The sequence below is a fragment of the Alteromonas sp. NFXS44 genome (genome assembly GCF_040148705.1).
Classification (GTDB): Bacteria; Pseudomonadota; Gammaproteobacteria; order Enterobacterales; family Alteromonadaceae; genus Alteromonas.
In genome coordinates this window covers 280,856-305,334 of sequence record NZ_JAGDEA010000005.1, presented here as the reverse complement: position 1 = coordinate 305,334, position 24,479 = coordinate 280,856, and the positions used below count along the sequence as shown (strand labels likewise).

21 protein-coding genes are annotated in these 24,479 nt (G+C 48.9%); 7 read left to right on the top strand and 14 right to left on the bottom strand.

Going from position 1 to position 24,479, the window contains the following annotated elements; genetic code table 11:
• Window positions 1–92: 92 nt before the first annotated feature.
• Window positions 93–542 carry a regulatory protein RecX gene (locus J3369_RS06590; protein WP_349585167.1) on the bottom strand — a complete coding sequence of 150 codons (450 nt, stop codon included), beginning with the start codon at window positions 540–542 and terminating at the stop codon, window positions 93–95.
• Between the two features lie 129 nt (window positions 543–671).
• Here J3369_RS06590 and J3369_RS06585 point away from each other — a divergent pair, with 129 nt between their 5' ends.
• The 4 genes from J3369_RS06585 (at window position 672) to J3369_RS06570 (ending at window position 8,493) form a co-directional block, all read left to right on the top strand.
• Window positions 672–1,895, top strand: a complete 1,224-nt coding sequence (locus tag J3369_RS06585) for a GNAT family N-acetyltransferase (RefSeq protein WP_349585164.1) — start codon at window positions 672–674, stop codon at window positions 1,893–1,895.
• Window positions 1,885–3,963 (top strand): M13 family metallopeptidase, encoded by a 2,079-nt coding sequence (locus J3369_RS06580; RefSeq protein ID WP_349585161.1) that lies wholly within the window; start codon window positions 1,885–1,887, stop codon window positions 3,961–3,963. The genes J3369_RS06585 and J3369_RS06580 overlap by 11 nt, the downstream gene beginning before the upstream one ends.
• 223 nt (window positions 3,964–4,186) lie before the next feature.
• A complete protein-coding gene (locus J3369_RS06575) occupies window positions 4,187–5,551 on the top strand; it encodes a glycoside hydrolase family 28 protein (RefSeq protein ID WP_349585158.1) in 1,365 nt (454 codons plus the stop codon).
• A 233-nt stretch (window positions 5,552–5,784) separates the two neighbouring features.
• Window positions 5,785–8,493 carry a TonB-dependent receptor gene (locus J3369_RS06570; RefSeq protein WP_349585155.1) on the top strand — a complete coding sequence of 903 codons (2,709 nt, stop codon included), beginning with the start codon at window positions 5,785–5,787 and terminating at the stop codon, window positions 8,491–8,493.
• 110 nt (window positions 8,494–8,603) lie between these two features.
• Here J3369_RS06570 and J3369_RS06565 read toward each other — a convergent pair whose 3' ends face one another.
• The 4 genes from J3369_RS06565 to J3369_RS06550 form a co-directional block, all read right to left on the bottom strand.
• Window positions 8,604–10,247, bottom strand: a complete 1,644-nt coding sequence (locus J3369_RS06565) for a SulP family inorganic anion transporter (protein WP_349585152.1) — start codon at window positions 10,245–10,247, stop codon at window positions 8,604–8,606.
• Window positions 10,248–10,250: 3 nt separating this feature from the next.
• Window positions 10,251–10,910, bottom strand: coding sequence for a carbonic anhydrase (locus tag J3369_RS06560; protein ID WP_349585149.1), 660 nt, complete (start codon window positions 10,908–10,910; stop codon window positions 10,251–10,253).
• A gap of 241 nt (window positions 10,911–11,151) precedes the next feature.
• Complete coding sequence (locus J3369_RS06555) at window positions 11,152–12,693, bottom strand: SulP family inorganic anion transporter (protein WP_303574351.1); 1,542 nt, start codon at window positions 12,691–12,693, stop codon at window positions 11,152–11,154.
• Between the two features lie 9 nt (window positions 12,694–12,702).
• Window positions 12,703–13,350: a carbonic anhydrase gene (locus J3369_RS06550; RefSeq protein ID WP_349585145.1), complete on the bottom strand. Its 648-nt coding sequence runs from the start codon at window positions 13,348–13,350 to the stop codon at window positions 12,703–12,705.
• 149 nt (window positions 13,351–13,499) lie between these two features.
• On the opposite strand from J3369_RS06550, the gene J3369_RS06545 reads away from it, so the two are divergent.
• On the top strand, window positions 13,500–14,453 hold the full coding sequence (locus tag J3369_RS06545; RefSeq protein WP_119500596.1) for a hydrogen peroxide-inducible genes activator: 954 nt from the start codon (window positions 13,500–13,502) through the stop codon (window positions 14,451–14,453).
• Window positions 14,454–14,563: 110 nt separating this feature from the next.
• A complete protein-coding gene (locus J3369_RS06540) occupies window positions 14,564–15,454 on the top strand; it encodes a LysR family transcriptional regulator (RefSeq protein WP_349585142.1) in 891 nt (296 codons plus the stop codon).
• Window positions 15,455–15,497: 43 nt separating this feature from the next.
• On the opposite strand, the gene J3369_RS06535 is transcribed toward J3369_RS06540, so the two are convergent.
• Window positions 15,498–15,860, bottom strand: coding sequence for a hypothetical protein (locus J3369_RS06535; RefSeq protein ID WP_303574354.1), 363 nt, complete (start codon window positions 15,858–15,860; stop codon window positions 15,498–15,500).
• 192 nt (window positions 15,861–16,052) lie between these two features.
• On the opposite strand from J3369_RS06535, the gene J3369_RS06530 reads away from it, so the two are divergent.
• Window positions 16,053–16,508 carry a hypothetical protein gene (locus J3369_RS06530; RefSeq protein ID WP_349585139.1) on the top strand — a complete coding sequence of 152 codons (456 nt, stop codon included), beginning with the start codon at window positions 16,053–16,055 and terminating at the stop codon, window positions 16,506–16,508.
• Between the two features lie 53 nt (window positions 16,509–16,561).
• Here J3369_RS06530 and J3369_RS06525 read toward each other — a convergent pair whose 3' ends face one another.
• From J3369_RS06525 to J3369_RS06490, 8 genes are all read right to left on the bottom strand, one after another.
• Complete coding sequence (locus tag J3369_RS06525; protein WP_349585136.1) at window positions 16,562–17,152, bottom strand: DUF938 domain-containing protein; 591 nt, start codon at window positions 17,150–17,152, stop codon at window positions 16,562–16,564.
• Window positions 17,153–17,176: 24 nt separating this feature from the next.
• The gene (gene metH / locus J3369_RS06520; protein WP_349585133.1) at window positions 17,177–19,801 is read right to left on the bottom strand and encodes a methionine synthase; all 2,625 of its coding nucleotides are present in this window, start codon (window positions 19,799–19,801) and stop codon (window positions 17,177–17,179) included.
• Window positions 19,802–19,810: 9 nt separating this feature from the next.
• Window positions 19,811–20,866, bottom strand: coding sequence for a homocysteine S-methyltransferase family protein (locus J3369_RS06515; protein ID WP_349585130.1), 1,056 nt, complete (start codon window positions 20,864–20,866; stop codon window positions 19,811–19,813).
• Between the two features lie 3 nt (window positions 20,867–20,869).
• Window positions 20,870–21,808: a homoserine O-acetyltransferase MetA gene (gene metA, locus J3369_RS06510; RefSeq protein WP_119503335.1), complete on the bottom strand. Its 939-nt coding sequence runs from the start codon at window positions 21,806–21,808 to the stop codon at window positions 20,870–20,872.
• A gap of 130 nt (window positions 21,809–21,938) precedes the next feature.
• A complete protein-coding gene (locus J3369_RS06505; RefSeq protein WP_349585127.1) occupies window positions 21,939–22,421 on the bottom strand; it encodes a DUF2802 domain-containing protein in 483 nt (160 codons plus the stop codon).
• 38 nt (window positions 22,422–22,459) lie between these two features.
• Entirely contained in the window at window positions 22,460–22,948 is a 489-nt protein-coding gene (locus J3369_RS06500; protein ID WP_119500587.1) for a chemotaxis protein CheW, read from the bottom strand.
• 17 nt (window positions 22,949–22,965) lie between these two features.
• Window positions 22,966–23,697, bottom strand: a complete 732-nt coding sequence (locus tag J3369_RS06495; protein WP_349585124.1) for a chemotaxis protein CheW — start codon at window positions 23,695–23,697, stop codon at window positions 22,966–22,968.
• Between the two features lie 7 nt (window positions 23,698–23,704).
• The gene (locus tag J3369_RS06490) at window positions 23,705–24,469 is read right to left on the bottom strand and encodes a ParA family protein (protein WP_119500586.1); all 765 of its coding nucleotides are present in this window, start codon (window positions 24,467–24,469) and stop codon (window positions 23,705–23,707) included.
• Window positions 24,470–24,479: the final 10 nt, after the last annotated feature.

Genomic DNA, 24,479 nt, shown 5'->3' with positions numbered 1-24,479 from the left:
TGTGGTGCACAAGTCACAAAATCGGGCATACGGCCCGCAGGGCGCAAACATATCATGGAACACGCGCCGTTGTTAAGGCATTCGCGGTTAATTTAGTCACCATTTACGGCGTATTGGATGTGTTCCTGAGTAAAGCCCCGGTAATTGAGAAACTGCATTTGCTTTTGTCTGGCTTTGAAGTCCCGCTCCTGCCCTTCGCCAAATTTCTTCTCTTTTACCTTCAGGGCTAATTCAAACCAGTCAATATCGGCTTCGCTCATCGCAGATGCGATGGTAGCGTCATCGAGTTTATGCTGCGCCAGCTCACGCTTTATTCTGGCCGGCCCCTGACCTTTCGATGCACAGGCGCGGACACGCATTTCGGCGTATCTGGCATTACTTTGAATATCAGCGTCGGTGAATTCCTGCAAAATAGCCGACGACAAACCGGCGTCGAGACCTTTCTGTGTCAGTTTTGTCAGTACCTCCACATGGCTGTGCTCTCGTCGTGCCAGCATGCGTGTAATCGCGTCGATAATGATTTTGCGGTCAGGGTCTGTCATGTTGAAGAATGTTTAATTTAGCTCTAATGTAAATGTACCGGCATTCATGGAAGAGTTCGTCGCACTACAATGCAGTGACTAACCACGATACAGCAGTGAATTAAAAACGTGTTTACTGCGAAAATAAAAATGAAATATACCACATCCTTTATCTCATCGATTAAAGACATTGATTCATCACAGTGGCAGGCACTTGCACGGGATGCAGGTCCGTTTCTGCAATATCCGTTTCTTGCTGCGATGGAAGCATGTCACTGCGTGGGTCCTGAAACAGGCTGGCAACCTCATCACTTGAGTGTCTGCGACGGTGATAAACTGGTGGCGGTGATGCCGGGTTACCTGAAAGAAGACAGTTACGGGGAATATGTTTTTGACCACGGCTGGGCACATGCCTACGATCAGCACGGGCTGAATTATTATCCCAAGTGGATAAGTGCAGTGCCTTTTACACCGGTCACCGGCAACAGACTTCTGATATCCCCTGAGTATGAAGAAAGGGACATTCTCCAAGTAGCGGTGCCTGCTCTGAAGGCATTATCAGAACAAGGATGCTCTTCTTCCCATATTCTTTTTTCTCCATACCACAACAGCAAAAGCTGGTATGAACAGGGCTTCGCCCGCCGTTATTCCGTGCAGTTCCAGTGGTACAACTATGGCTATCAGACGTTCAGCGATTTTACCGCTGCACTGACATCAAGAAAGCGTAAAGCCCTGCGTAAGTCACGGGAGAAACTTGAACAGGCCGGTGTTTCGCTGACAAGAATTACCGGTGATGCCCTCACCTCAGAACACATTGAATTTTTCATCCGCTGCTATCAGCAAACTTATTTAAAACGCTCCGGCCATACGGGATATCTGACTCCGGCTTTTTTCCGCCAGATCTTCAGCACCATGGCATCAAATGTTGTGCTGGTCGTCGCAGCACAAGAACAGGAACCTGTAGCCAGTGCACTGTTTTTCTATGACGATAACGGGCTTTACGGACGCTACTGGGGTGCGATGAAAGAGGTCGACGGCCTGCATTTCGAAACTTGTTACAATCAGGGCATTGCTTTTGCTGTTGAGCGTGGCATACCTTTATTCAACCCCGGCACACAGGGCGAACACAAAATTTTACGGGGCTTTGAGCCCACCTGGTGTGTATCTCTTCACAAATTGTATGATGCAGATTTCCAGCATGCTGTAGAACAATTTTTACAGCAGGAGACGCCACAGATTGCCCGTTACTTTCAACAGGCAGCCACTGTGTTACCTTTCAATGAAGCGATGCAAACAACACTAAAAACAACAAGTACAGCAGTGGTCACTCCGGACGCTGCAACAACAAAAAAGAGAAACGACAATGAAGTATAAATTACTCGCTGCCACCATTGCAGCGGCCTTAAGTTTAACCGGCTGCAGCAAGCCGGAACAAAACACCACAGCCTCATCATCAGAGTCACAGTCTGCCGTACAAAAAGGCAGTGCAGAACTGGGCAGCTTCGGCATCGACCTGACAGCAATGGACAAAGCCGTAAAACCCGGCGACGACTTCTTTTCCAACGCCAGCGGCACCTGGTATAAAAATTATGAACTTCCGGCAGATAAAACCCGCTTCGGTGCATTTAATGCCCTGCGTGACCGCAGCGAAGAACAGGTTAAAGCCATCATCGACGACCTGATGACCAGGCAAGATCTGAATGCTGAAGAACAGATGGTAAAAGATTTCTACACCGCTTATATGGATGTGGAAGGCATAAATGCTAAAGGTATTGAGCCTGTTTCAGATGTATTGTCTAAAATTCAGGCCATTGATAACCGTCAGGCACTGACAGAGGTGTTCGGGAATGCCTGGTTGTACGGCACAGCAACGCCTCTGCTGGGCAGCATGTGGTACAACCGTCTTGATCCCAACGAGTATCAGGTCAGTGTCAGTGTTGGCGGCCTGGGTCTGCCTGACCGGGACTATTACTTAAGTGATCAGGAACGCTTTGTTGATATTCGTGATGCTTACCTGTCTCATATCGAAAAAATGCTATCGTTTGCCGGTGTTCAGGACGCTGCACAGCAGGCACAACAAATTATGGACCTGGAAACCCGTATCGCTCATGCCCAATGGCCGCGGGAAAAACGCCGGGACCGTGATCTGACATTAAACCAGATTGAAAGAGCGTCTCTTTCCGATGCGTATCCGGGTTTCAACTGGGATACCTTTTTCGCACAAAGTGGCTTAAAAGTACCTGAACTGAACATCACTACCCCGCAACCCGTTAAAGATGTCATTACCATCATCAACGAAACGGATCTTGCTGTGTGGAAGGCGTATCTGACTTTCCATACTCTGAGTGAAAATGCCTCTCTGCTGCCGGAGGAGATTTATCAGACATCTTTTGAATTCTATAACAAAAAGCTGAATGGTCAGGAAGAACCGGAAGCCCGCTGGAAACGCGCAGTTGCGCAAATGTCCGGTACACAGTCTCTGGGTTTCGCGCTGGGCAAGATTTATGTCGACCGTTACTTCCCTCAATCTTCGAAAGAGCAAATGTCTGAACTGGTTGAAAACCTGCGCGCAGCGCTGGGCAAGCGCATTGACAACCTGGACTGGATGGGTGAAGAAACGAAGAAAGAGGCGAAAGAAAAACTGGCGGCTTTCCATCCTAAAATCGGCTATCCGGACGAATGGGTAGATTTAAGCGGTCTGGAAATATCTTCAGATAAGCCGGTTCAAAACATTCGTAACCTGCGCAAATTCTTTAACGCTAAAGATGTGGAAGCAGAACTTAAGCCCACTGACCGCGAACGTTGGGGTATGACACCACAAACGGTCAACGCGTATTACAATCCGTCATTTAATGAGATTGTATTCCCTGCCGCCATTCTTCAGCCTCCTTTCTTCGATCCGAATGCAGACCCTGCTGTAAACTATGGGGCTATCGGTGCTGTTATCGGACACGAGATGGGACACGGTTTCGACGATCAGGGCGCCAAGTCAGACGCCAAAGGTATTCAGCGCAACTGGTGGACTGAAGAAGATCTGGCTTCTTTTACTGCCAAAGTTGACCAGTTGGGTGCTCAGTATGATAAGTATGAGCCAATCCCCGGCAACCATGTAAATGGACGTCTGACCATGGGTGAGAACATTGGCGATGTGGGTGGTTTGTCAATGGCCTATGAAGCCTACAAGCTGAGCCTGAATGGCAAAGAAGCCCCTGTCATCGACGGCTTCACCGGCGATCAACGCTTCTTCCTCGCCTGGGCACAGGTATGGCGTGAGAAACGCACTGAGCAAAGCCTGATTAACCAGCTCCGCTCTGATCCGCACTCTCCGGCCCGTTACCGCACACAGGCGCCACGCAATCTGGATATCTGGTATAAAGCTTTCGACGTCCAGCCCGGCGATGCTTTGTATCTTGCACCGGAAGACCGCGTTCAGATCTGGTAACACGCTGACAAACATGCTCCTCCGCACGGGGGAGCAAAATAATCTCCTAATGCCCTCCAACAAACTATTTTCCTTACTCCTTCCTCACACCTGAGAAACCAATATTTATTAAATACTTTGACACCAAATGCCACCGGTAGCATTATTAACTGATTGTAAATATTGTAAACCAATTAACTTCCCGCAGTCGTAACACGACTCTTTCGGGAATACCGGAGCTTTCATGATATTCCGCCTTACCCTGATCCTGTGTTTTCTGATCCCGCTATCAACCCGCGCCTCTACTGAGCAAGACTGGCAAATTGCGACCGGAATTTTGCAGCAAATTCGCTTGCCGGACATTCCGGATAAACAGTTTATTGTGGAAGACTCACCTTCAATCAGAAAGGCCGCCAGACAAACCATTCAGCAAACTATCGACAAAGCTGCGGCTGCCGGTGGTGGAATAGTTCATATTCCGGAGGGTATCTGGCATGTTGACGGGCCTTTGCACCTGAAAAGTAAAATCAATCTGCATCTCGGGAAAAACGCCACACTTCTCTTTTCAGCTACGCCCTCTGAATTTCTCCCGGTTGTGAAAACACGCTGGGAAGGAACGGAAGTATTTACTTACTCACCAATGATTTACGCAGCCAATGTGGAAGATGTGGCTATCACAGGTGAAGGCACAATAGATGGCAATGCAAACTCTGCTTTTATCAACTGGTACGAAAAGCAAAATACTGACATGCATGCGCTGAGAAGAATGGGTTTTGACAGTGTGCCTGTGCAACAAAGGCAATTCGGTGAAGGGCATTTTCTTCGCCCCCCGCTTATTCAGTTTTTCCATGCCAAACGTGTTCTGCTGGAAGACTACACGGCCAAAAACTCCCCCTTCTGGGTTAACCATCTGGTATACACCTCTCACGCAACGGTTCGCAGGGTTAAAGTAGACAGCCACCTTTACAATAATGACGGTCTGGACATTGAATCCAGCCAGTTTGTACTGGCGGAAAACAATCATTTCCGCACCGGTGATGACGGCATTGTAATCAAGTCCGGCCGCGATGCGGATGGCCGTAACATAGGTATACCCAGTACTGATATCGTCGTAAGAAATAATGATCTTGGTGGCGAAGACGGCATTGGTCTGGGGTCGGAAATGTCCGGTGGTATCAAACGGGTATTCTTCGAGAATAATACCCTCCACGAAGGAGATTCGGCTTACCGTTTTAAAAGCAACTTAGATCGTGGTGGACGTGTTGAAATGATACGGATCCGCGGGAGTAAAGTCGCCTCGTTTAAACATCTTTTCTGGTTCCAGCTCAATTACCCGAGCAATCTGCACGGTAATTTTCCGGCAACTTACACTGACATCATTATTGAAGATATGACCATAGAGAATGTGGGTACTGTGCTTGAAATCCATGCTCCGGATGAAGCCCCTGTTCACGATGTGACCTTCCGGAATATCCGTATCAAAAAGGCTGACATCCCGCTGATCCTGGAAAACGCAGAAAATATTCACTTTGAGAATGTGCAGATTGGCAACCAGTTCTGGAACGGTAAATTCTCTGCGTTGAAGGATGCGAAAGCGGTAAAAGACTAATTAACTATTTTGTAATCACGATCACATTTTTATTGACAATATCATTAACAAGTCTGTAACGTAACGCCTGATTTGCCACCGGTAGCAAACCTAACACTGTCCAGTTCACACATGCATTTTCGTTTATAGATATGTGTGAACATGGCTGTCATACCCTACGACACCCATTGTTGATTTCGTGCCGCTGTTAAGCACCCTACAACAATGCAGGACGAACTGAGCAGAGGAACACCATGAATAAAAACCGTTTCCGTAAAAACCCTGTATTCAGCGCGATGATTGTTGCGCTGAGCTGTTCTACTTCTTCCCTGGCATTTGCACAGGAAGTACAAACTGAAGATACCACAGCAGAAGATTATGAAATCATTGAAGTCAGCGGCTTTCGTGGCGCGCTGAACCGCGCACTGTTTGAAAAACGCAGTGCCGTGACTTCAAAAGAAACCATACTCAGTGAAGACATTGGTAAATTTCCGGACCTGAATATTGCAGAGTCATTGCAACGGGTACCGGGTGTGGCAATTTCCCGCGAAGGGGGTGAAGGTCGCCAGATTACGCTGCGCGGCTTAGGTCCCGACTTCACCCGTACCACGTTAAATGGAATGGAAGTCCCGTCCAGTACCGACGGAACCGATTCCGGTGGTGGTGTAAATGGTGGACGTGCTTTTGACTTCAACGTCTTTGCTTCAGAGTTATTTAACCGGGTAGACATTCAAAAAACCTCGTCAGCATCTACGGAAGAAGGCGGTATTGCAGGTACTGTCGACCTGTATTCCGCGAAACCTTTCTCTAATCCGGGCTTTCACGTCGCTGCGTCAGGTCAGGCCGGCTATAACGATGTTACGGAAGAAGTCGATCCGCGTATGGTCTTTATGATCAGCAACACCTTTGCTGACGACACCATCGGCGCACTGTTTTCCGTTGCCAAATCACAGCGTACCGTCCGCCAGGAAGGTTTCGGCACCGTCCGTTGGACCACGCCGGTAAGGGACGGTGGTGGTATTTATACCGACACCGGGAACACAACCATCAACGGCACAATCAATACCGGTCCCTGTGAAGCTGACGGCGAAGCTGTCGACCCGGTAAACTGTTTATGGACACCCCGCCTGCCCCGCTATGATTTCTTCGGTAACAATCAGGACCGTCTGGGCATAACCGGTTCATTGCAATTTGCAGTCGGAGACGCAGGTACAATCACTTTCGATACCCTGCATTCCACGCTGGAGAACCAGCGTACCATGTACAACAACTTTGAAATGTTCCGCAGCACATTCAGCGATATCACACCGGTGTCACTGACAGTGGATGAAAGCGGTAAGCAGGTTGTTGCCGGTACCTTTGACAATATGACATCCCGGGTAGAGAGTCGTCAGCAGTTATCAGAAACCGACTTCAGCCAGTATGTGCTGAGTGGTGAATTCTATTTATCTGATGAACTGAAAATGAATGCTATGGCCGGTACCGCTAAATCAGACGCCCGTTCTGAACAGTACCGCTATAACATGACGAACCTGACACCCCATACGTTCAGTTTTGATTTCAGTGGCAATGCCAATGTTCCGGTGATGGATTACGGTTACGATATCACCGACGCCAGCCTGTACGACTTATCTGATGGCCGGTTACGGGCCACTGACGTTGAACGCAAGAACGACACCGCGAAAGTCGACTTTATCTATACCAATGACAGTGTAGAAATCAAAATGGGTATGGCCTGGAACGACCGGACCGTCTCCTACAGTGAAGAGCAAATTAACGGTTTCCCTGATCAGGACTCGGCGGTCGGATTTGCAGAACTCATCCCTTACGACGATTTTGGTAACGGATTTGACGGAGAACTGAATCGCTTTATTGTGGCTGACTTTGGTGCCATCGAGTCTCAGCTACTGAATAAAACCTGGACTCCCCGCACAGAACAAAGCTGGGAAGTCGGCGAAGAAACGCTGGGTGGTTATCTTGAGTTTAATTCTGAGTACGATATCGCTGACATGAACTTACGCACTAACTTCGGTATGCGTTATGTGAAAACCACGTCCACGGCCTCGGGCTTCATTCAGCTGGACGAAGTCACGGTTGAAAACGACTATGACAATTTCCTGCCGTCGATGAACCTGTCTTTGTCGGTGACTGAAGATGTCATTGCCCGTCTGGGTTTATCACGCACTATGACCCGTCCGAGCCTCAGTTCACTGAACCCGGGTAATCCTTCATTTTCTTACGTAAACGGTACTGTCAGTTCCGGTAACCCTTATCTGGATCCATTCACGTCTAACAACGTCGATTTGGGACTTGAATGGTACTTTGCGGAAGAGTCTTTACTGGCAGCCAACTATTTCTATAAAGATATAGAAACGTTTATTACCTCAGCAACGGAAGAGCGCCTGGTTGATGCGGTATATCTGCCGTTTATTGATTCTGATCCGCAGTACGATCCTGCACTGGCCCTCGACCCGCGTACTGTGCCGTATACACATACCTCACCAGTGAACGGTGAAGGCACTACGGTAAATGGTTTTGAGATTATTTATCAGCAGCCTTTCCGTTTTCTGCCGGCTCCGTTTGACGGTTTAGGCACGGTGATGAACTATACCCGTGTGTCAGCAGGTGAAATTACCGGTCTGTCAAAAAATACCTATAATGCAACCCTCTACTATGAGCGGGAAGATTACGGTATCCGCCTGTCGCTGAACAAACGTGATGACTACATTACGGATTACAGCGGCAGTAACGGTAACGCGGAAGAAGCCACTACCGGCCCGACATACGTTGATTTGTCTGCTTATTACAATTACAACGAGAACCTCACGTTTACCATCGAAGGCATTAACCTCACTGATGAATATGAGCGTTTGTTTACCACCGGTGACGGTTCACAAAACCTTATCCGTGAATACAACCATACAGGTACTCAGATTTTCCTGGGCGCCAGATACACCATGTAATTGCAGCCGTGCCGGATAAATATCCGGCTCGGTCTGACTACGACTCAAACTAAAAAAGGCTTCCCCCCGGGGAAGCCTTTTTCAGTATTACTGAACGTTAATTAATTCAGTTACACGCTGACTAGATGCTGGGTAGCTGAACCGCTACCCTCAGCCTTTCCCAGCTGATTCACCATTTCAACAGCTTTCGCCAGTGCCTCTTTACGTGTTGCACATACTGTCACACCGCTTTGATGCGCATTGATGTTATTCAGTACCGTGTTAACTGCTTCAACAGCACCGCACATCAGTACCTGACGGCCAGCGGCCTTAGCATCAGAAGTAATGGTCTCAACGGCCATGGCAGCGGAAACATCCATGGCAGGTACACGACTGAAATCGAGGATCAGAGCACTTGAACCACGACTGACTTTTTCGCGGACATGGTGCCCTAAGTCTGCGGCAGCACCAAAGCTCAGAGGACCGCCGAAACTGAAAATCTGCACCTTGCCTTTCGTCAGCTTGAGCAGCGCATCTTCTTCCGGATCCTGAAGTGTGTCAGGGATTTTCTTCACTTCATCTAACTGCAGTTGTGCAACCTGCTTAACATAGGCCAGCGCAGCCAGAACAACACCCACACCTACTGCCGTAATCAAATCGACAAATACAGTCAGGCCCAGTACCAGCAGCATCAGCGCGAAGTCCCAGCGAGGTCCGGTATGGGCACGCTTCAGATAACTCCAGTCGATAATATCAAGACCTACCTTCACCAGAATACCAGCCAGAACTGCATGAGGGATCTTAGCCGCAAGAGGACCCAGACCCAGAACAATACCCAGTAGCACAAGCGCGTGTACCATGCCTGATAAACGGTCTTTACCACCGCTGCGGATATTCACCACAGTACGCATGGTTGCACCGGCACCGGCAATACCACCAATCAAACCGGCAACCGTATTACCCACACCCTGCCCGATCAGTTCTTTATTACTGTCGTGACGGGTACGGGTCATGTTATCAGCAACCAGCGAAGTCAATAATGAGTCGATAGCACCCAGAATGGCCAGAATGAAAGCAGCTTCGAACACCAGTAGCGCCTTAGACTGGTCGAATACCGGCATGTGCAACTCAGGCAATCCTGTAGGAATATCACCTAACACCGGGGTTTCCAGAGATAAACTCACCAGTGTGCCGATGATAAGGGCAGCCAGCGCACCGGGTACAATTTTGCCAAGTTTGGCAGGCCATTTATAGGCAATAATGAGCGTGCCTAAACCCAATCCCAGGGTCACAAAATCGATATCAGCGAGAGCGGTAGGCAAATAGATTAATGCGCCCATTGTACCGCCCGGAGGCTCATGGCCCATTAACCGTCCCAGTTGCAGGATGATGATGATCGCACCAATGCCTGACATAAAACCGGAAATAACCGGGTAAGGCACAAGCCGGATATACTGACCAACCCCGGTGAAGCCCATTATGATTTGCAATAAACCGGCAAGCATAACAGCGGTAAATATGAGGCCTAAGTCTCCCGACAGAGATGCAAACAGACCAGCCAGAACCACAACCATCGGACCTGTCGGACCGGAAATTTGCGAAGGCGTACCACCCAGCAAAGCTGCAAAGAAACCAACGGCAATCGCGCCGTATAAACCCGCCATAGGGCCTACGCCCGAGGCGACACCTAACGCCAGCGCGAGAGGTAGAGCAACAATGCCGGCGGTTAACCCGCCGGTAAGATCACCACGTACATTATTAAATAAGCCTTTCATGGGTTATTCCCCCTTGCTGTCTTTTTGACCGAAAGGCTTACCGCCGTAAACCTCTTGTAACAGTCTGAATTCTTCTGCTTTTTCGTCATAGCAACGTACATTGCCTGACTCTATGTCGTACACCCAGCCATGCAATTGCACCTGCTTAGTGGCAATTTTTGCTGCAACGGCAGGATGGGTTCTGATGTGCTGTATTTGCTGTAACACGTTTTCTTTAGTGACTTCATCAAGATGATCGGCTGTCAGCTCTCCGTGCTTTTCTTTCACCACTTCAGTGGCACAACGACAGTGACTCAACCAGTCTTTTACATGCGGCAGGGCGTCTAACTTTTCAGGTGCCAGTGCGCCTTTCATTGCACCGCAGTCTGAATGTCCGCAAATGATGATATGGCTTACACCCAGAGCCGCCACGGCAAACTCAATCGACGCTGTCATACCACCGGTATGATTTGAATGCGGCGGCACAATGTTGCCCGCGTTACGGCAGATAAAGAGGTCACCCGGGCCGGTTTGAGTCACGAGGTTGGGGTCGATTCTCGAATCAGCGCAGGTGATGAACAGGACTTCAGGATTTTGGCCGTTTGCCAGTTTCTGAAAAACTTCTTTGTTTTTCGGAAAGACTTCTTTTTGAAACTTGGCAACGCCGGAAATGACATGATCCATGATAATTACCTCATATTAACATATTGTTATCATTATTTTCTAAAGAAAGTTTTAACTGATAGCTTCATAGAAAAACACCGTATCTCGCGATAGATAAAAACTATCAGTATGAGATAAGTATCAATAATGCAGTCAGATGAACGATAACGCAGTTAGCGGAGGTAAAGCAAAGGGGCCAAATTGCCGCCCCTTTTTAGAAGGCCGGTACGGAAGTACCGGCAGGTTGGGGAAGGTAAGTTGCCTATTGTTGAAACTGAATCGTTTCAACTTTGATATTTTTACTGTCAGCCTGATTAAGGTAGTCTTTCACAAGCTCTTTCACATCAAAGGCTACAGATTTACTCTTGGAGAAATCCAGTACAACTTTTGAATTGCCGGGAATAGAGTTAAGCTTTTTCAGAATGCTTGGTTTGTTGAAGAAAGACACTTCTTCGGCCATAACAATATGATGCGTTTTGCTGCCACCTTCGTCCTCGTTCACCGTTTCAGTGAACTGGTACGAGTTGCGGTAGCTGTGTTTAAGCGTAAAGAAAACACTCACACCCAGACCAACAACAACACCGGTCAGCAAGTCTGTGAACAACATTACGCCAATGGTAATGATAAACGGCAGGAATTGCTCCCAACCCGTTTTGTACATGACTTTGAACATGGCAGGCTTAGCCAGCTTGTAACCCACAGTAATCAGAATGGCTGCCAGAGAAGCCAGCGGGATCTGATTCAGCATAGACGCAGCGGCAAACACAGCAATCAACAGAAACACACCGTGCAGAATGGCTGAAACTTTCGTTTTACCACCAAACGCAATGTTCGCAGAACTGCGTACAATTACCTGAGTAATTGGCAGACCACCAACCAGACCAGACACGATGTTACCAATACCCTGCGCTTTCAGTTCGCGGTTTGTGGGCGTGGTATTTTTCTGCGGGTCCAGTTTGTCAGTCGCTTCAACACAAAGCAGAGTTTCGATGCTGGCAACCGCCGCCATAACAAGCGCGATGGTGAATACATCAATGTTCAGCATCTCTGAAAATGCCGGAAACGCCATTTCTGCCTTGAACGCCTCGAAGCTGTCGATAACCGGTAAACTTACCAGTTGATCAGCCTGCAGAGGCATACCAGCCTGAGCCAGCATGATTGAAGCTACGATACCCAGTAACACAACGACAATCGGTCCCTGAATCAACTGGAAGATTTTATGTGCTTTTGTAAGGTACTTATCCCAAATCACCAGCAGCGCTAGAGACACTGCCGAAATGGCAATAGCAGCCGGAGACATCATAGAAACCGCGTGCTCAATGGCAGAGAACGTATTCTCACCGTTAACCTGATTAAAGGCTTCTTCGCCAAGAAAATCAGAGTGCCAGCCGAACAGGTATGGCAACTGTTTAAGCACGATAAGCAAACCGATACCGGCAAGCATACCTGTGATAACTGACGTCGGGAAAAAGTACGCGACAAATCCGGCACGCATGAAGCCCAGAATTAGCTGGAACACACCCGCCAGAACCACAGCACAAAGGAATAACTCCCAGCTTCCCAGGGTACCGATGGCATCAAAAACGATAACAGCAAGACCCGCCGCCGGACCACTCACACCAAGGCGTGAACCACTGGCCAGACCGACGATAATACCACCGATGATTCCGGCGATTACGCCGGAAAATAACGGTGCGCCGGATGCCAGGGCGATACCCAGGCACAACGGCAGAGCTACAAAGAAAACGACAATACTGGCAGGTAAGTCGCTTTTAATTTCTTTGAACGATAAATCAAGTTTCATAGGCTATCCTTATGCGCCTGCTACCATAGTGCGCTCAGCATAGGCCTGTTCCATTTCCTTGAACGTTTCCGTTTTCGGGTCATAACAATGGATCATGCCGGTTTCAATGTCGTAAACCCAACCGTGAAGCTGAACGGCTTTCGTAGCCAGCTTCGCAGCAACAGCAGGGTGAGTTCGTAGGTGTTGTAACTGCTGTAACACGTTTTCTTTGGTTACTTCGCCAAGCTGATCGGCAGTCAGTTCGCCGTGCTTCTCTTTCACAACTTCAGTGGCACAACGGCAGTGACCCAGCCATTCTTTTACATGTGGCAGGCTGTCCAGTTTCTCTGGTGCCAGTGCACCTTTCATTGCGCCACAGTCGGTGTGACCGCATACAACAATGTGCGTTACGCCCAGAGCAGCAACAGCAAATTCGATAGAGGCAGTCATGCCGCCGGTTTGGTTACTGTGTGGAGGTACAATGTTGCCGGCATTACGGCAGATAAACAGTTCACCCGGGTCCGTCTGGGTAACCAGGTTAGGATCGATACGGGAATCGGCACAAGTGATGAACAACACTTCCGGATTCTGACCGTTAGCTAATTTTTGGAAAGTTTCCTTTTTCTCAGGATAAACATCACGCTGGAACTTAGCTACGCCAGAGATTACGTGGTCCATTTAATACTCCTAAATTAAATTGAATAAAATACTGCTACATTCAGATACTATTAAGATTGACTGATAGCTTTATAGAATTATAGAGTAGATGGAGATAGCCAAAAGCTATCAGGGACAGCGGATTTTAATCGAGTTAGCAGGACTACACCATGTTATTCAACGGCAAAACCCCATCGTTGAACCAGATCAGGTACTTCGTCACCGTCGCAAAACACCTCAATTTTCGCAGGGCGGCAAATATTTTAGGGATCAGTCAACCCACGTTAACCAGCCAGATCAGTGCGCTGGAAAACACATTGGGTCTGATTTTATTCGAACGTTCCCGATCAGGCACGCTGTTATCAGCACAGGGGAAGTCGTTGCTTGAATACGCAGAAGCCGTGCTTCAGTCGACGATGCAGTTCGGTGAGATGGCACGGTCACTTGCCCAGGGCGAATCTACAACCTACCGGCTGGGGATCCCGCCGACGCTGGGCCCTTACCTGCTGCCTCATATTCTGCCGGACATTCACCGCCTTCGCCCCGGCCTGAAATTCTATGTCCGCGAAGCAGCCCCTAAACAGTTACTGCAAGGCCTGCTGACCGGCGAATTCGATATCACTTTGTCTCCCATGTCGAACCGCGACTCGCAAATTCAGGTTCAGCCGCTGTTTATAGAACCTCTGAAATTTGTTTTGCCGGCAGACCATCCGATGTCCGGCAGGCAATTTATTGAACCGGAAGAAATTCGGGGCCAGAAAATTATGGCACTGGAAGACCGGCATCACTTTCACTATCAGGTGCAGGAAATTTGTACTCAACTGGGCGCAAATGTCGACCGCGACTATGAGGGGACGAGTCTGGATACCTTGCGGCAGATGGTTGTTATGGGCATGGGAATGGCTTTTATGCCCGGACTCTATGTTCATTCTGAGTTGCATAACCCTGAAGCCCTTCATGTATGCGAACTCGCTGATATGCCGGTAGTACGTCAGCACATGCTGGCATGGCGGAACACTTCCCCTGCCCGCGCTACTTTCAGAGAACTGGCGAGTCTGATGCGAAGTGTGATCAGCGACCGGCTGGCCACAGCGGTGTCTGTCACTGATATTTCCCCGTCATAAGCAAGGTAAACCATTAGCCGGATATTGTGGCAGCTTCACCGCTGCCTTGCACAATCTATGAATTTAAGTGATACATTTAGCAAAATCAGTGAAATTTAGTCATTCGCGCTATGTTAGACCGTCAACACCTCAAAATTATTGCTGCCATTTATGACTATGGCACGCTCACAGAAGCCGCCGGACATCTGCATCTCACCCAGTCTGCACTGAGTCATAGTATGAAAAAGCTGGAACAGCACAGCGGTGCACCACTATGGGAAAAAGATGGCAGACGACTGCGACTGACGGATGCGGGCAATGCAGTACTTAATCTTGCCCACCGGCTGTTACCCCAGTTTGAGCACACAGAAGAACAGCTGCGTCAGATCGCCTCGGGTAAACAAGGCGTGCTGCGCATCGGTATGGAATGCCATCCCTGCTATCAATGGCTCCTGAAGGTCGTCAAACCGTTTCTGGCGGATTATCCGGGGGTAGATGTAGACGTACGTCAAAAGTTTACGTTCGGAGGCCTGCAGGCACTACACGGCTATGATATTGATCTGCTTTTAACACCTGACCCTCTTCACCTGCCTTCTTTGCAATACGAGCCGGTATTCGGCTATGAGCAGGTGCTGGTAATGAGCCGCGACCACAGACTGGCAGCCAGTGAATGGGTACCGCCAGAAGCGCTGGCAGAAGAAACCTTACTGACCTATCCGGTAGAGCCTTCCAGACTGGACATCTTTTCCCACTTTCTGACGCCTGCGGGCTGTACAGTGAAAAAGCACAAAACCATTGAAACCACTGAAATCATGTTGCAAATGATCAGTGCCGGCCGGGGCATCGGTGCACTGCCTAAATGGCTGATTGAAGAGCAGGACGGCAACTTAAATCTGACAACTGTCAGGCCGGGAAAAAACGGTATCGCCAAGTCACTGCACATGGGGTTCAGAAAGAGTGATGCTGATGCACCGTTTATCAGAGCCTTTATCGGACTCGCCAGAGCGTTAGGTACGCCCTGAGCAGGGGCAGCATGCCAATTAAAAAGAAACTGACAGATACGCTTTAAACGGCTGGCAGTTGCGGCGTTTCACCCGGGCGGCACAGCAATACCTGACAATGATGTTGGGTCAGCGCCGTTCCCATATCTGAAAGCCAGCTGTGATAATCATCTTCGCAGGCACAAAACACGGCTTTTATATCGTGTTTTTTCACCAGAGAAAGCAGCTCAGTGGCGTAACGCAGCTCAACACCCAAAATAAAGGTGCGGTGATGCCAGGGCTCTTCATTCATAAAATAAGCCAGATGAAACGCAGGATTTTGCTGAATTCTGGTCGCCAGCTGGTATGACGGATAGTCAGTTCCTGCCACCACCACCGCTGCGGGTTGCGCTCTGAAACGGCTGAAAATACGTCGGATGTTAATCATTCATCGATAAAGCTTAACCGGTAGCACTTTACCCTCCGGCTTTGCTGGTTTAAGGTTATACAGTAGAAATATAATAAATTAATTCTTTTGCAGAACCAAAGCAGTTTGCCACTGACAACGGGTTCATGCTTTGCATTTTCAGGCTCAGGACCGGCGCACATGCGCCTTTATAACTTAATCAGAGCCCTCACTATGAACAAAAAAATTTACTGTCTGACAGCCATTCTCAGCTTAATGGCGGCCGATGCGATAAGCTGTCAGTTCCATGAGCCGACGGAAAATAACATTCCTCAGTTTCCGCCGTTGAAGCCTGCGTTGCATCCGGTCATGTTGCAGCATTTCAGTCCGCCGGCACAGGCCCCTATCCAGGTTTCGCTGTCAGTATCTAATGATGCCTTTAACCGCGCCAACCTGTTACTGAGCTATGAAGTCCATCCTGATTATCATAATGTAAAAGCTGACATTATTGCCGGCAAAGGCGTAAGGATAATGGGAAGAGACAGTCTTTATCTCACCCGCCTGAAAGAAGACAAGCAAATTCAGTATCGCAGTGGCAGCGGCGACGATAAACGGGTAAGAGTGCGCATTTCTGCAGTGCGAAACGGTGTGCCTGTTATTGTAGAAAAAAGAATTGATTTGACGACATAAAAAAAACGGTGCCGGGGCACCGTTTTTCAATGATTTTTGAACAGACCCGGCGTTCAGTTTTTTACCCACTGCAATAACAAATTATTCGCCGGCATTTCATGAATTTTCTCCAGCGTGAGTGCCGGCGCCCATGCCTGCAATTCCTGTATATCCCGGTAACCGCCATAGCCACTGGCTATCAGATGCTGATGAAACTCTCTGTTACTCTCGCTGCTGAATGCACCGTTGTCGGTAAATGGGCCATACTGGCAAAATACTGCACCTTGCGGCAGTGATTCAGACAGGCTCTGCATCATCATTTTAATTTCGGCTTTCTGCATAATATGAGCAGTATTCGCTGAATAAACACCGTCATATTCAGAAAAAGGCAACCTGTCTTTGCCCACGGTGAGGTTAAGCGGAGGTAGCAAATTTTTAGACGGATACGCAGCTATCCATTTCAGTACCCCTTCGTGATACTGCGGCTGTTCACTGGTCTGCCATATCAGGTGAGGTAACAAGGGTGCAAAGTGCACCGCATGCTGTCCAGTGCCACTGCCCACCTCAAGCACACGCTTACATTGACTCAGGGCCACTTCCAAAATGGCAGAAATGGGCCCTTTGTTATTTTCGCATGCCTGTGAGAAAGGCAGTTCATCAGTCATAAGTGACTCCGGCTGTCAGGCAGGTTAATCATCCAGATTCGGCGCTAACCATTTTTCGGCTTCTTCTGTGCTCCAGCCTTTGCGCTGTGCGTAATCTTCAAGCTGATCACGCTGAATTTTTGCCACTGCGAAATATTTGGATTCAGGGTGCGAGAAATACCAGCCTGATACTGCTGCTCCCGGCCACATAGCGTAACTTTCAGTCAGCTTCATGGTGGTATGCGCTTCCGCATCGAGCAAATCCCAAATCAACTGCTTCTCAGTGTGTTCAGGACAGGCTGCATAACCTGGCGCAGGACGAATCCCCAGGTACTTCTCGCGGATGAGCGCATCGTTGTCGAAGTGCTCATCAGGCGCAAAGCCCCAGTAGTCTTTTCTCACCTGCTCGTGCAGATATTCGGCAAACGCTTCTGCCAAACGGTCAGCCACAGCTTTCACCATGATAGCGTTGTAATCGTCTCCGGCTTTATTGTAGGACTCAGCGAGTTCGTCTTCACCGATCCCGCCGGTAACAGCGAACGCACCGATGTAGTCAGCAATTCCACTTTGCTTCTCAGCAACGAAGTCTGCCAGACAATAGTTGGCAAACTTGTCTTTAAATGTTTGCTGACGCAAATGACGGGAAACGCCCAGCACGGCATCGCGGTTATCATTCTGATAAATTTCAATATCATCGCCAACCCGGTTAGCAGGGAATAAACCGATTACCCCTTTTGCCTGCAGGCTGCCATCAGCAATGACTTTATCCAGCATTTTATTGGCATCGGCATACAGCTCTTTTGCCTGCTCACCCACCACTTCATCATCAAGAATGCGGGGGAATTTACCGGCCAGTGACCAGGTTAAAAAGAAAGGTGTCCAGTCGATATAATCTCTTAGTGTCGCCAAATCGACGGACACAGGTGTTACGCCCGGCGTTCTGGGCTTTACAGGCAGAACAGAGAAGTCCGGCTCATACGCATTAGCCCGTGCTTCTGCCAGCGTAACCGGCTTACTGCGGGGTTGTTTCCGGGCATGCTGGGCCCGTACTTTTTCGTATTCGTCTGACAGTTCTTTTTCAAAGACTTTGCGGGACTCAGGGTTAATCAGCTTCTGGCACACACCCACGGCACGGCTTGCATTAGGTACATAAGCTACCGGATGGCTGTAGTTTTGCTCAATTTTCACCGCAGTATGGGCTTTGGATGTCGTCGCACCGCCTATAAGCAGTGGTAAATCTAATCCCAGGCGCTCCATTTCTTTGGCCACGTGTACCATTTCGTCCAGCGACGGGGTTATAAGACCTGATAACCCGATCATATCCACGTTTTCGTCTTTGGCCACCTGCAAAATCGTAGCGCAGGGCACCATGACGCCCAAATCTACTACTTCGAAATTGTTACATTGCAGTACCACGCCAACGATGTTCTTGCCGATATCGTGCACGTCGCCCTTAACGGTAGCCATCAGAATTTTACCGTTGCTCGATGACTTGCCGTCCTTTTCTGCTTCGATAAACGGTTGCAGGTGAGCAACCGCTTTTTTCATCACCCGGGCAGACTTCACCACCTGAGGCAGAAACATTTTACCTTCACCGAACAGGTCGCCCACCACGTTCATGCCGTCCATTAACGGCCCTTCAATTACGTGCAGCGGACGTTCAGCCGCCAGTCTGGCTTCTTCAGTATCTTCAATGATGTAATCGGTGATGCCTTTAACCAGCGCATGTTCGAGCCGCTTGTTCACCGGCTGCTCACGCCACGTGAGATCTTCTGCCGCCGCGGCTTTGCCATCCCCCTGGTATTTGGGTGCGATGTCCAGCAAACGCTCAGTGCCGTCTTCACGACGGTTCAGGATCACATCTTCCACTGCCTCACGGAGTTCTTCAGGGATCTGATCATACACTTCCAGCTGACCGGCATTCACAATGCCCATATCCATACCCGCGCGGATAGCGTGATACAAAAACACCGAGTGCATGGCTTCACGTACCGGGTTATTGCCCCGGAACGAGAATGAAATATTTGATAGTCCACCGCTGATATGGGCGTAAGGACAGGTCTGACGGATAACGCGGGTGGCTTCGATAAAGTCCACCGCATAATTGTTATGTTCTTCAATGCCTGTCGCGACAGCAAAAATATTCGGGTCGAAAATGATATCTTCCGGCGGGAATCCGACCTCTTCGGTAAGCACTTTGTAGCTGCGCTGACAAATCTCAATTTTACGCGCTTTGGTATCGGCCTGGCCGGTTTCATCAAACGCCATGACCACCGTTGCGGCACCGTAGCGCTTGATCAGTTTAGCCTGATGAACAAACTGCTCTTTCCCCTCTTTCAGGCTGATTGAGTTCACAATCGCCTTTCCCTGAACACACTTGAGTCCGGTTTCAATGACTTCCCACTTTGATGAGTCAATCATGATCGGAACACGGCAAATATCAGGTTCTGAAGCAATGAGGTTCAAAAACGTACGCATGGCCTCAACAGAATCTAACATGGCTTCGTCCATGTTGATGTCTATCACCTGCGCACCGTTTTCCACCTGCTGGCGGGCTACATCGAGGGCATTCTCGTACTCAGCATTTAAAATTAAGCGTTTGAATGCGGCCGATCCGGTAACGTTTGTCCGTTCACCGACATTAATAAAGGTTGAAAACTCTGCTGTCACAATAACACCTTAGTGAACAAAAGGTTCTAGCCCGGAAAGGCGCATTTTAGGTTCAAAAACCGGTACGGTACGTGGTTTCACGTCTTTTACCGCTTCGGCCATGGCACGGATATGTTCAGGTGTACTGCCGCAACAACCACCTACCACATTCACCAGGCCCGACTCTGCCCATTCTTTAATGTGTGCTGCCATTTCTTCTGCGCCCAAATCATATTCACCAAACTCATTGGGTAAACCGGCATTGGGGTGAGCCGAGACCAGGCATTCAGAAATATTACTGATTTCTTCGACGTACTGACGCAGTAAATCCGGACCCAATGCACAGTTGAGGCCCATGGAAACCGGCGATACATGACGCATGGAATAGTAAAACGCTTCAGCAGTTTGTCCTGACAAGGTTCTTCCCGATGCATCGGTAATAGTACCTGATACCATCACCGGTGCGCGCTCACCACGTTTCTCAAATACGGTTTCTACCGCGAATACTGCCGCTTTGGCATTCAGGGTATCAAAGATAGTTTCTATCAAGATGATATCTGAACCGCCATCTAACAGCGCTTCTGTGGACTCGATGTAGGCTTCTACCAGCTCGTCAAAGCTTACATTCCGCTTGCCGGGGTCGTTAACATCCGGTGAAATTGACGCTGTGCGGTTTGTGGGGCCGAGGACCCCTGCCACATACCGGGGCTTATCCGGTGTTTTTGCAGTAAATTCATCACAGGCTTTACGGGCCAGCTTAGCAGCAGCAAGGTTAATGTCTTTCGACTGCGCTTCCATGTCGTAGTCAGCCATGGCGATGGTGGTAGCATTGAACGTATTGGTTTCAATGATATCTGCACCGGCTTCAAGATAAGCACAATGGATATTATAAATAATGTCCGGCTGTGTAATCGCCAGCAAATCGTTATTGCCTTTTACATCGCAATGCCAGTTAGCAAATGCCTCACCACGATAATCGGCTTCTTCCAGTTTGTGCTCCTGAATCATAGTACCCATGGCACCGTCCAGAATCAAAACGCGATTTGCCGCTGCATCCAGAAGTTGTTGTTTTGTACCTGATGTCACTTATTACCTCTTTGGCCGGGGTTTCTCAGCCAGCTGACTCAAATCATAAGGTGTTGTCTGATAAACATAGTAGTTCAGCCAGTTATTGAACAGCAGACTACCATGGGAGCGCCAGCGAACTAAAGGCGCTTTTGCGGGGTCATCGTCTGTAAAGTAGTTAGCCGGCACTGCCGGATGGGCATCCGCCTGTAAATCACGGAAATACTCGTCATGCAGAGTTTCCGGGTCGTATTCAGGATGCCCGGTAACAAACACCATACGCTTATCTTCAGATGCGATGGTGTATGCACCCGCCTCATCAGATTCCGTAATGACCTTCAAACCTTCAACACTGTTATATTCACCGGAGTCAATATACCCGAAACGGGAATGAGGCGCATAAAAAACCGGATCGAAACCTCTCAGCAACTCGTTATAAGGGTCGAGCACTTTATGCTCAAACACACCAGAAAGTTTGGTTTCCCTGAGTTTTCTCTGCACGCCGTAGAAATGATACATCGCCGCATGTGCAGCCCAGCACAGATAGAGTGTGGATTGCACATTACGTTGTGCCCACTCCAAAATCTCTGTCATCTGATCCCAGTATTTCACTTCCTCATAAGGCAAGTGAGCCAGCGGTGCACCTGTTACGATTAAACCGTCGTATTTCTTATCAGCAATTTCAGAAAAGTCGTGATAGAAGGCGTCCATGTGAGATTGAGGCGTGTGCTTTGGCGCTAATTTGTCTACGCGGATCAGGTTCACGTTCACCTGCAGAGGTGTGTTAGACAGCAAACGTAATATTTGCACTTCCGTTTCAATTTTATTGGGCATGAGATTCAGGATCCCCACTTCCATGGGGCGAATATCCTGTGTCGCTGCGCGGGTGCTGTCCATAGTGAAGATATTCTCACCTGACAACACATCCTGCGCGGGAAGTTGTTCGGGAATACAAATAGGCATGGCAGCTCCAACAATTAACGGATAATAACGTTATTGTGGCTGAATCCCGATAGATGTCAACATCTTTACGGCTGGACGTCTAAACGGCTCAAAACATTAGTCTAACTCTGGTAGAAGAGAAAACTTACCGTTAGCTGCGCTGACGATGCATGCTGATAAGCAGCTCGGCTTCTGCACGGGGCAGGTCGCAGGCTTGCATCACCTCTTCGACGTCAGCGCCGGCTTTGACCAGCTCAGCGGCGCGGGTATATAAGCGCATGGACGGGTCCTGACTTTTTACTTCACGTAGCTGGTTTTCGAGTTGTGTGCATTGATCTGCCAGCTCCCGCATGTGTTTGCCCTGTACCATCGAACGGGTTTGCATTTCACCGTTCTGGTTTTCCAGGTCATTAATTTCCAGTTGCAGGGTATCGATGTGTTCTTTTTGATAGCGGACAGTATCGTCGAGTTGTTTAAACTGACGGTTGAAGAAAAAATACATCCATATAACAGCAATGACGGCGAGTAACCCTGTAGCAACAGCGAGTAAAGATAGTGCCGGCACGTCCATATTGATGTGTTTTCTCCCTTTGATAATAGCGCGCGCTGAACAGCGCAGCGAAGATACAGGCATTGACAAGCGCCCGCCGGATTAGCAGGCGCTGCATGACATTACAGACTGCTCAGTTCATCCCACTCGTCATCACTGAGAAGCTTATTAAGATCTACAAGAATCAGCAATTCACCATCGCGGTTGCTCACGCCCTGAATGAACTTGGCGCTCTCTTCAGTACCCACGTTAGGCGCACTGTCAATTTCAGATGATTTCAGGTAAACCACTTCGGCAACGCTGTCTACCAGGATGCCGACAACCTGCTCATCGGATTCAATAATTACAATCCGTGTGTTGTCGGTAATATCGGTTGGCATAAGGCCAAAGCGGGCGCGGGTATCAATAACCGTCACAACATTACCACGCAGATTGATAATGCCTAACACATAATCCGGCGCACCGGGAACAGGTGCAATTTCGGTATAGCGTAATACTTCCTGAACCTGCATTACGTTAATACCGTAAGTTTCGTCACCTAAACGATAGGTAACCCACTGAAGCACCTGATCGTTATCCGGCGCGTTATTCGTTGTGCTCTTGTCATTCATGAACCTGGCTCCCCGGGCTATGGCGTCTGGTCGTTACTGCCTAAGCCGCTATTTAGCATTGCGATTAACTGATATACGTCTATTAACGCACACATTTTTTCTTTTACCATGCCCGCTAACCATGGACGCTTGCCTCCTGACTCGCGCCATTTTACCTCGTCCCTGGTCAGTGTAACGGTGTTGACCAGTTTGTCGCTGGCTAAGCCCCACAAACTGTCCCCTAACATAATAAGATACTGATAGTTTAGCGTTTCTGCGAGATTTTGGTCGTATTTTTCTGGCATAACCCACATTGCAGTATCGACAACGTTTATTTTTTGATCACGATGAAGCATTACGCCCTTGAACCATTTGGGTTTTCCTATCAGCCCACCCACTTTTTCAATCCGGTGAATGCCACCTAAAGTGATAAGCGGTACAGCCAGCGTTAACCCCGCCACTTCAAAAAACAATGCCTGAAAACGATTTTCCAGCATGTCTTTCACAGGCGTGGTTTTGACCGGCGGAGGTACTGCCCCGCTCAGTTGTTCAACGGCCGTCTCCGTAACATCATCAGTGACTGGCGGCGCTATGACCGGCTCAGCCACAGGAGCAACCACAGGTTCTTTGGCGATAATGTCCGCCGTGGCCTGTTCCAGCAAACGGGCAGTGTTAGCCGTTACTTCAGCCGGATCTTCCGGACTTTGTAACAAGCTGTCGAGATACGCCTGCATCACATCTTCGCGGGCGAAGGGCGTACTTTTACTCATAGGTGACTCACTGCTCCAGTTCATCTAACAATTTGGTGTAGGCGTAAACGCCCCGTGCTTTCGGATAGACAACAGACGCAGGCGACTGCGCCTGGCTGGCATCACGGAAGCGGGTATCCACAGGAATCATCCCGTGCCAAACCTTATCACCGTAATCTTCGTTCAGTTTTTGTAGTGCCTGGATGGCCGCATTAGTCCGGCGGTCAAACATAGTCGGCACTATCAATGTATCAAATTCTTTTCTTAAAGAACGACCCATAATCTCAAGTGTATGGATCATCCGGTCAAGGCCCTTTAATGCCAGAAATTCGGTCTGCACGGGCACAATGACTTTATGGCATGCAGCCAGCGCATTAACCATCAACACGCCCAGAACCGGCGGACAATCCAGCAATACGTAGTCAAATTCGTTGCGTACAGTATCCAGTGCTTTCTTGAGAATAAGCCCCATACCGTTTTGCATACCCATTTGCCTGTCCAGCGTGGCAAGTGCCATTGAGGCAGGCAAAATATACAGACTGTCTAATTTTGTCGGACATAAACAGTCAAGCACTCTATCGGCAGTAATCTGTTCATGATTAATAAAAATATCGTAAACAGAAGCATTTAGCTCCTCGGCATCCATACCAAAATAATAACTCAGCGATGCATGAGGGTCGGTATCAATAAGCAGAACGCGCTTTCCCTGTTGCGCCAGAATGCCGCCCAGCGTCACGGTGGTAGTGGTCTTCCCTACCCCGCCTTTCTGGTTAGCAATCGTCCATATTTTCAACCTTCAACTC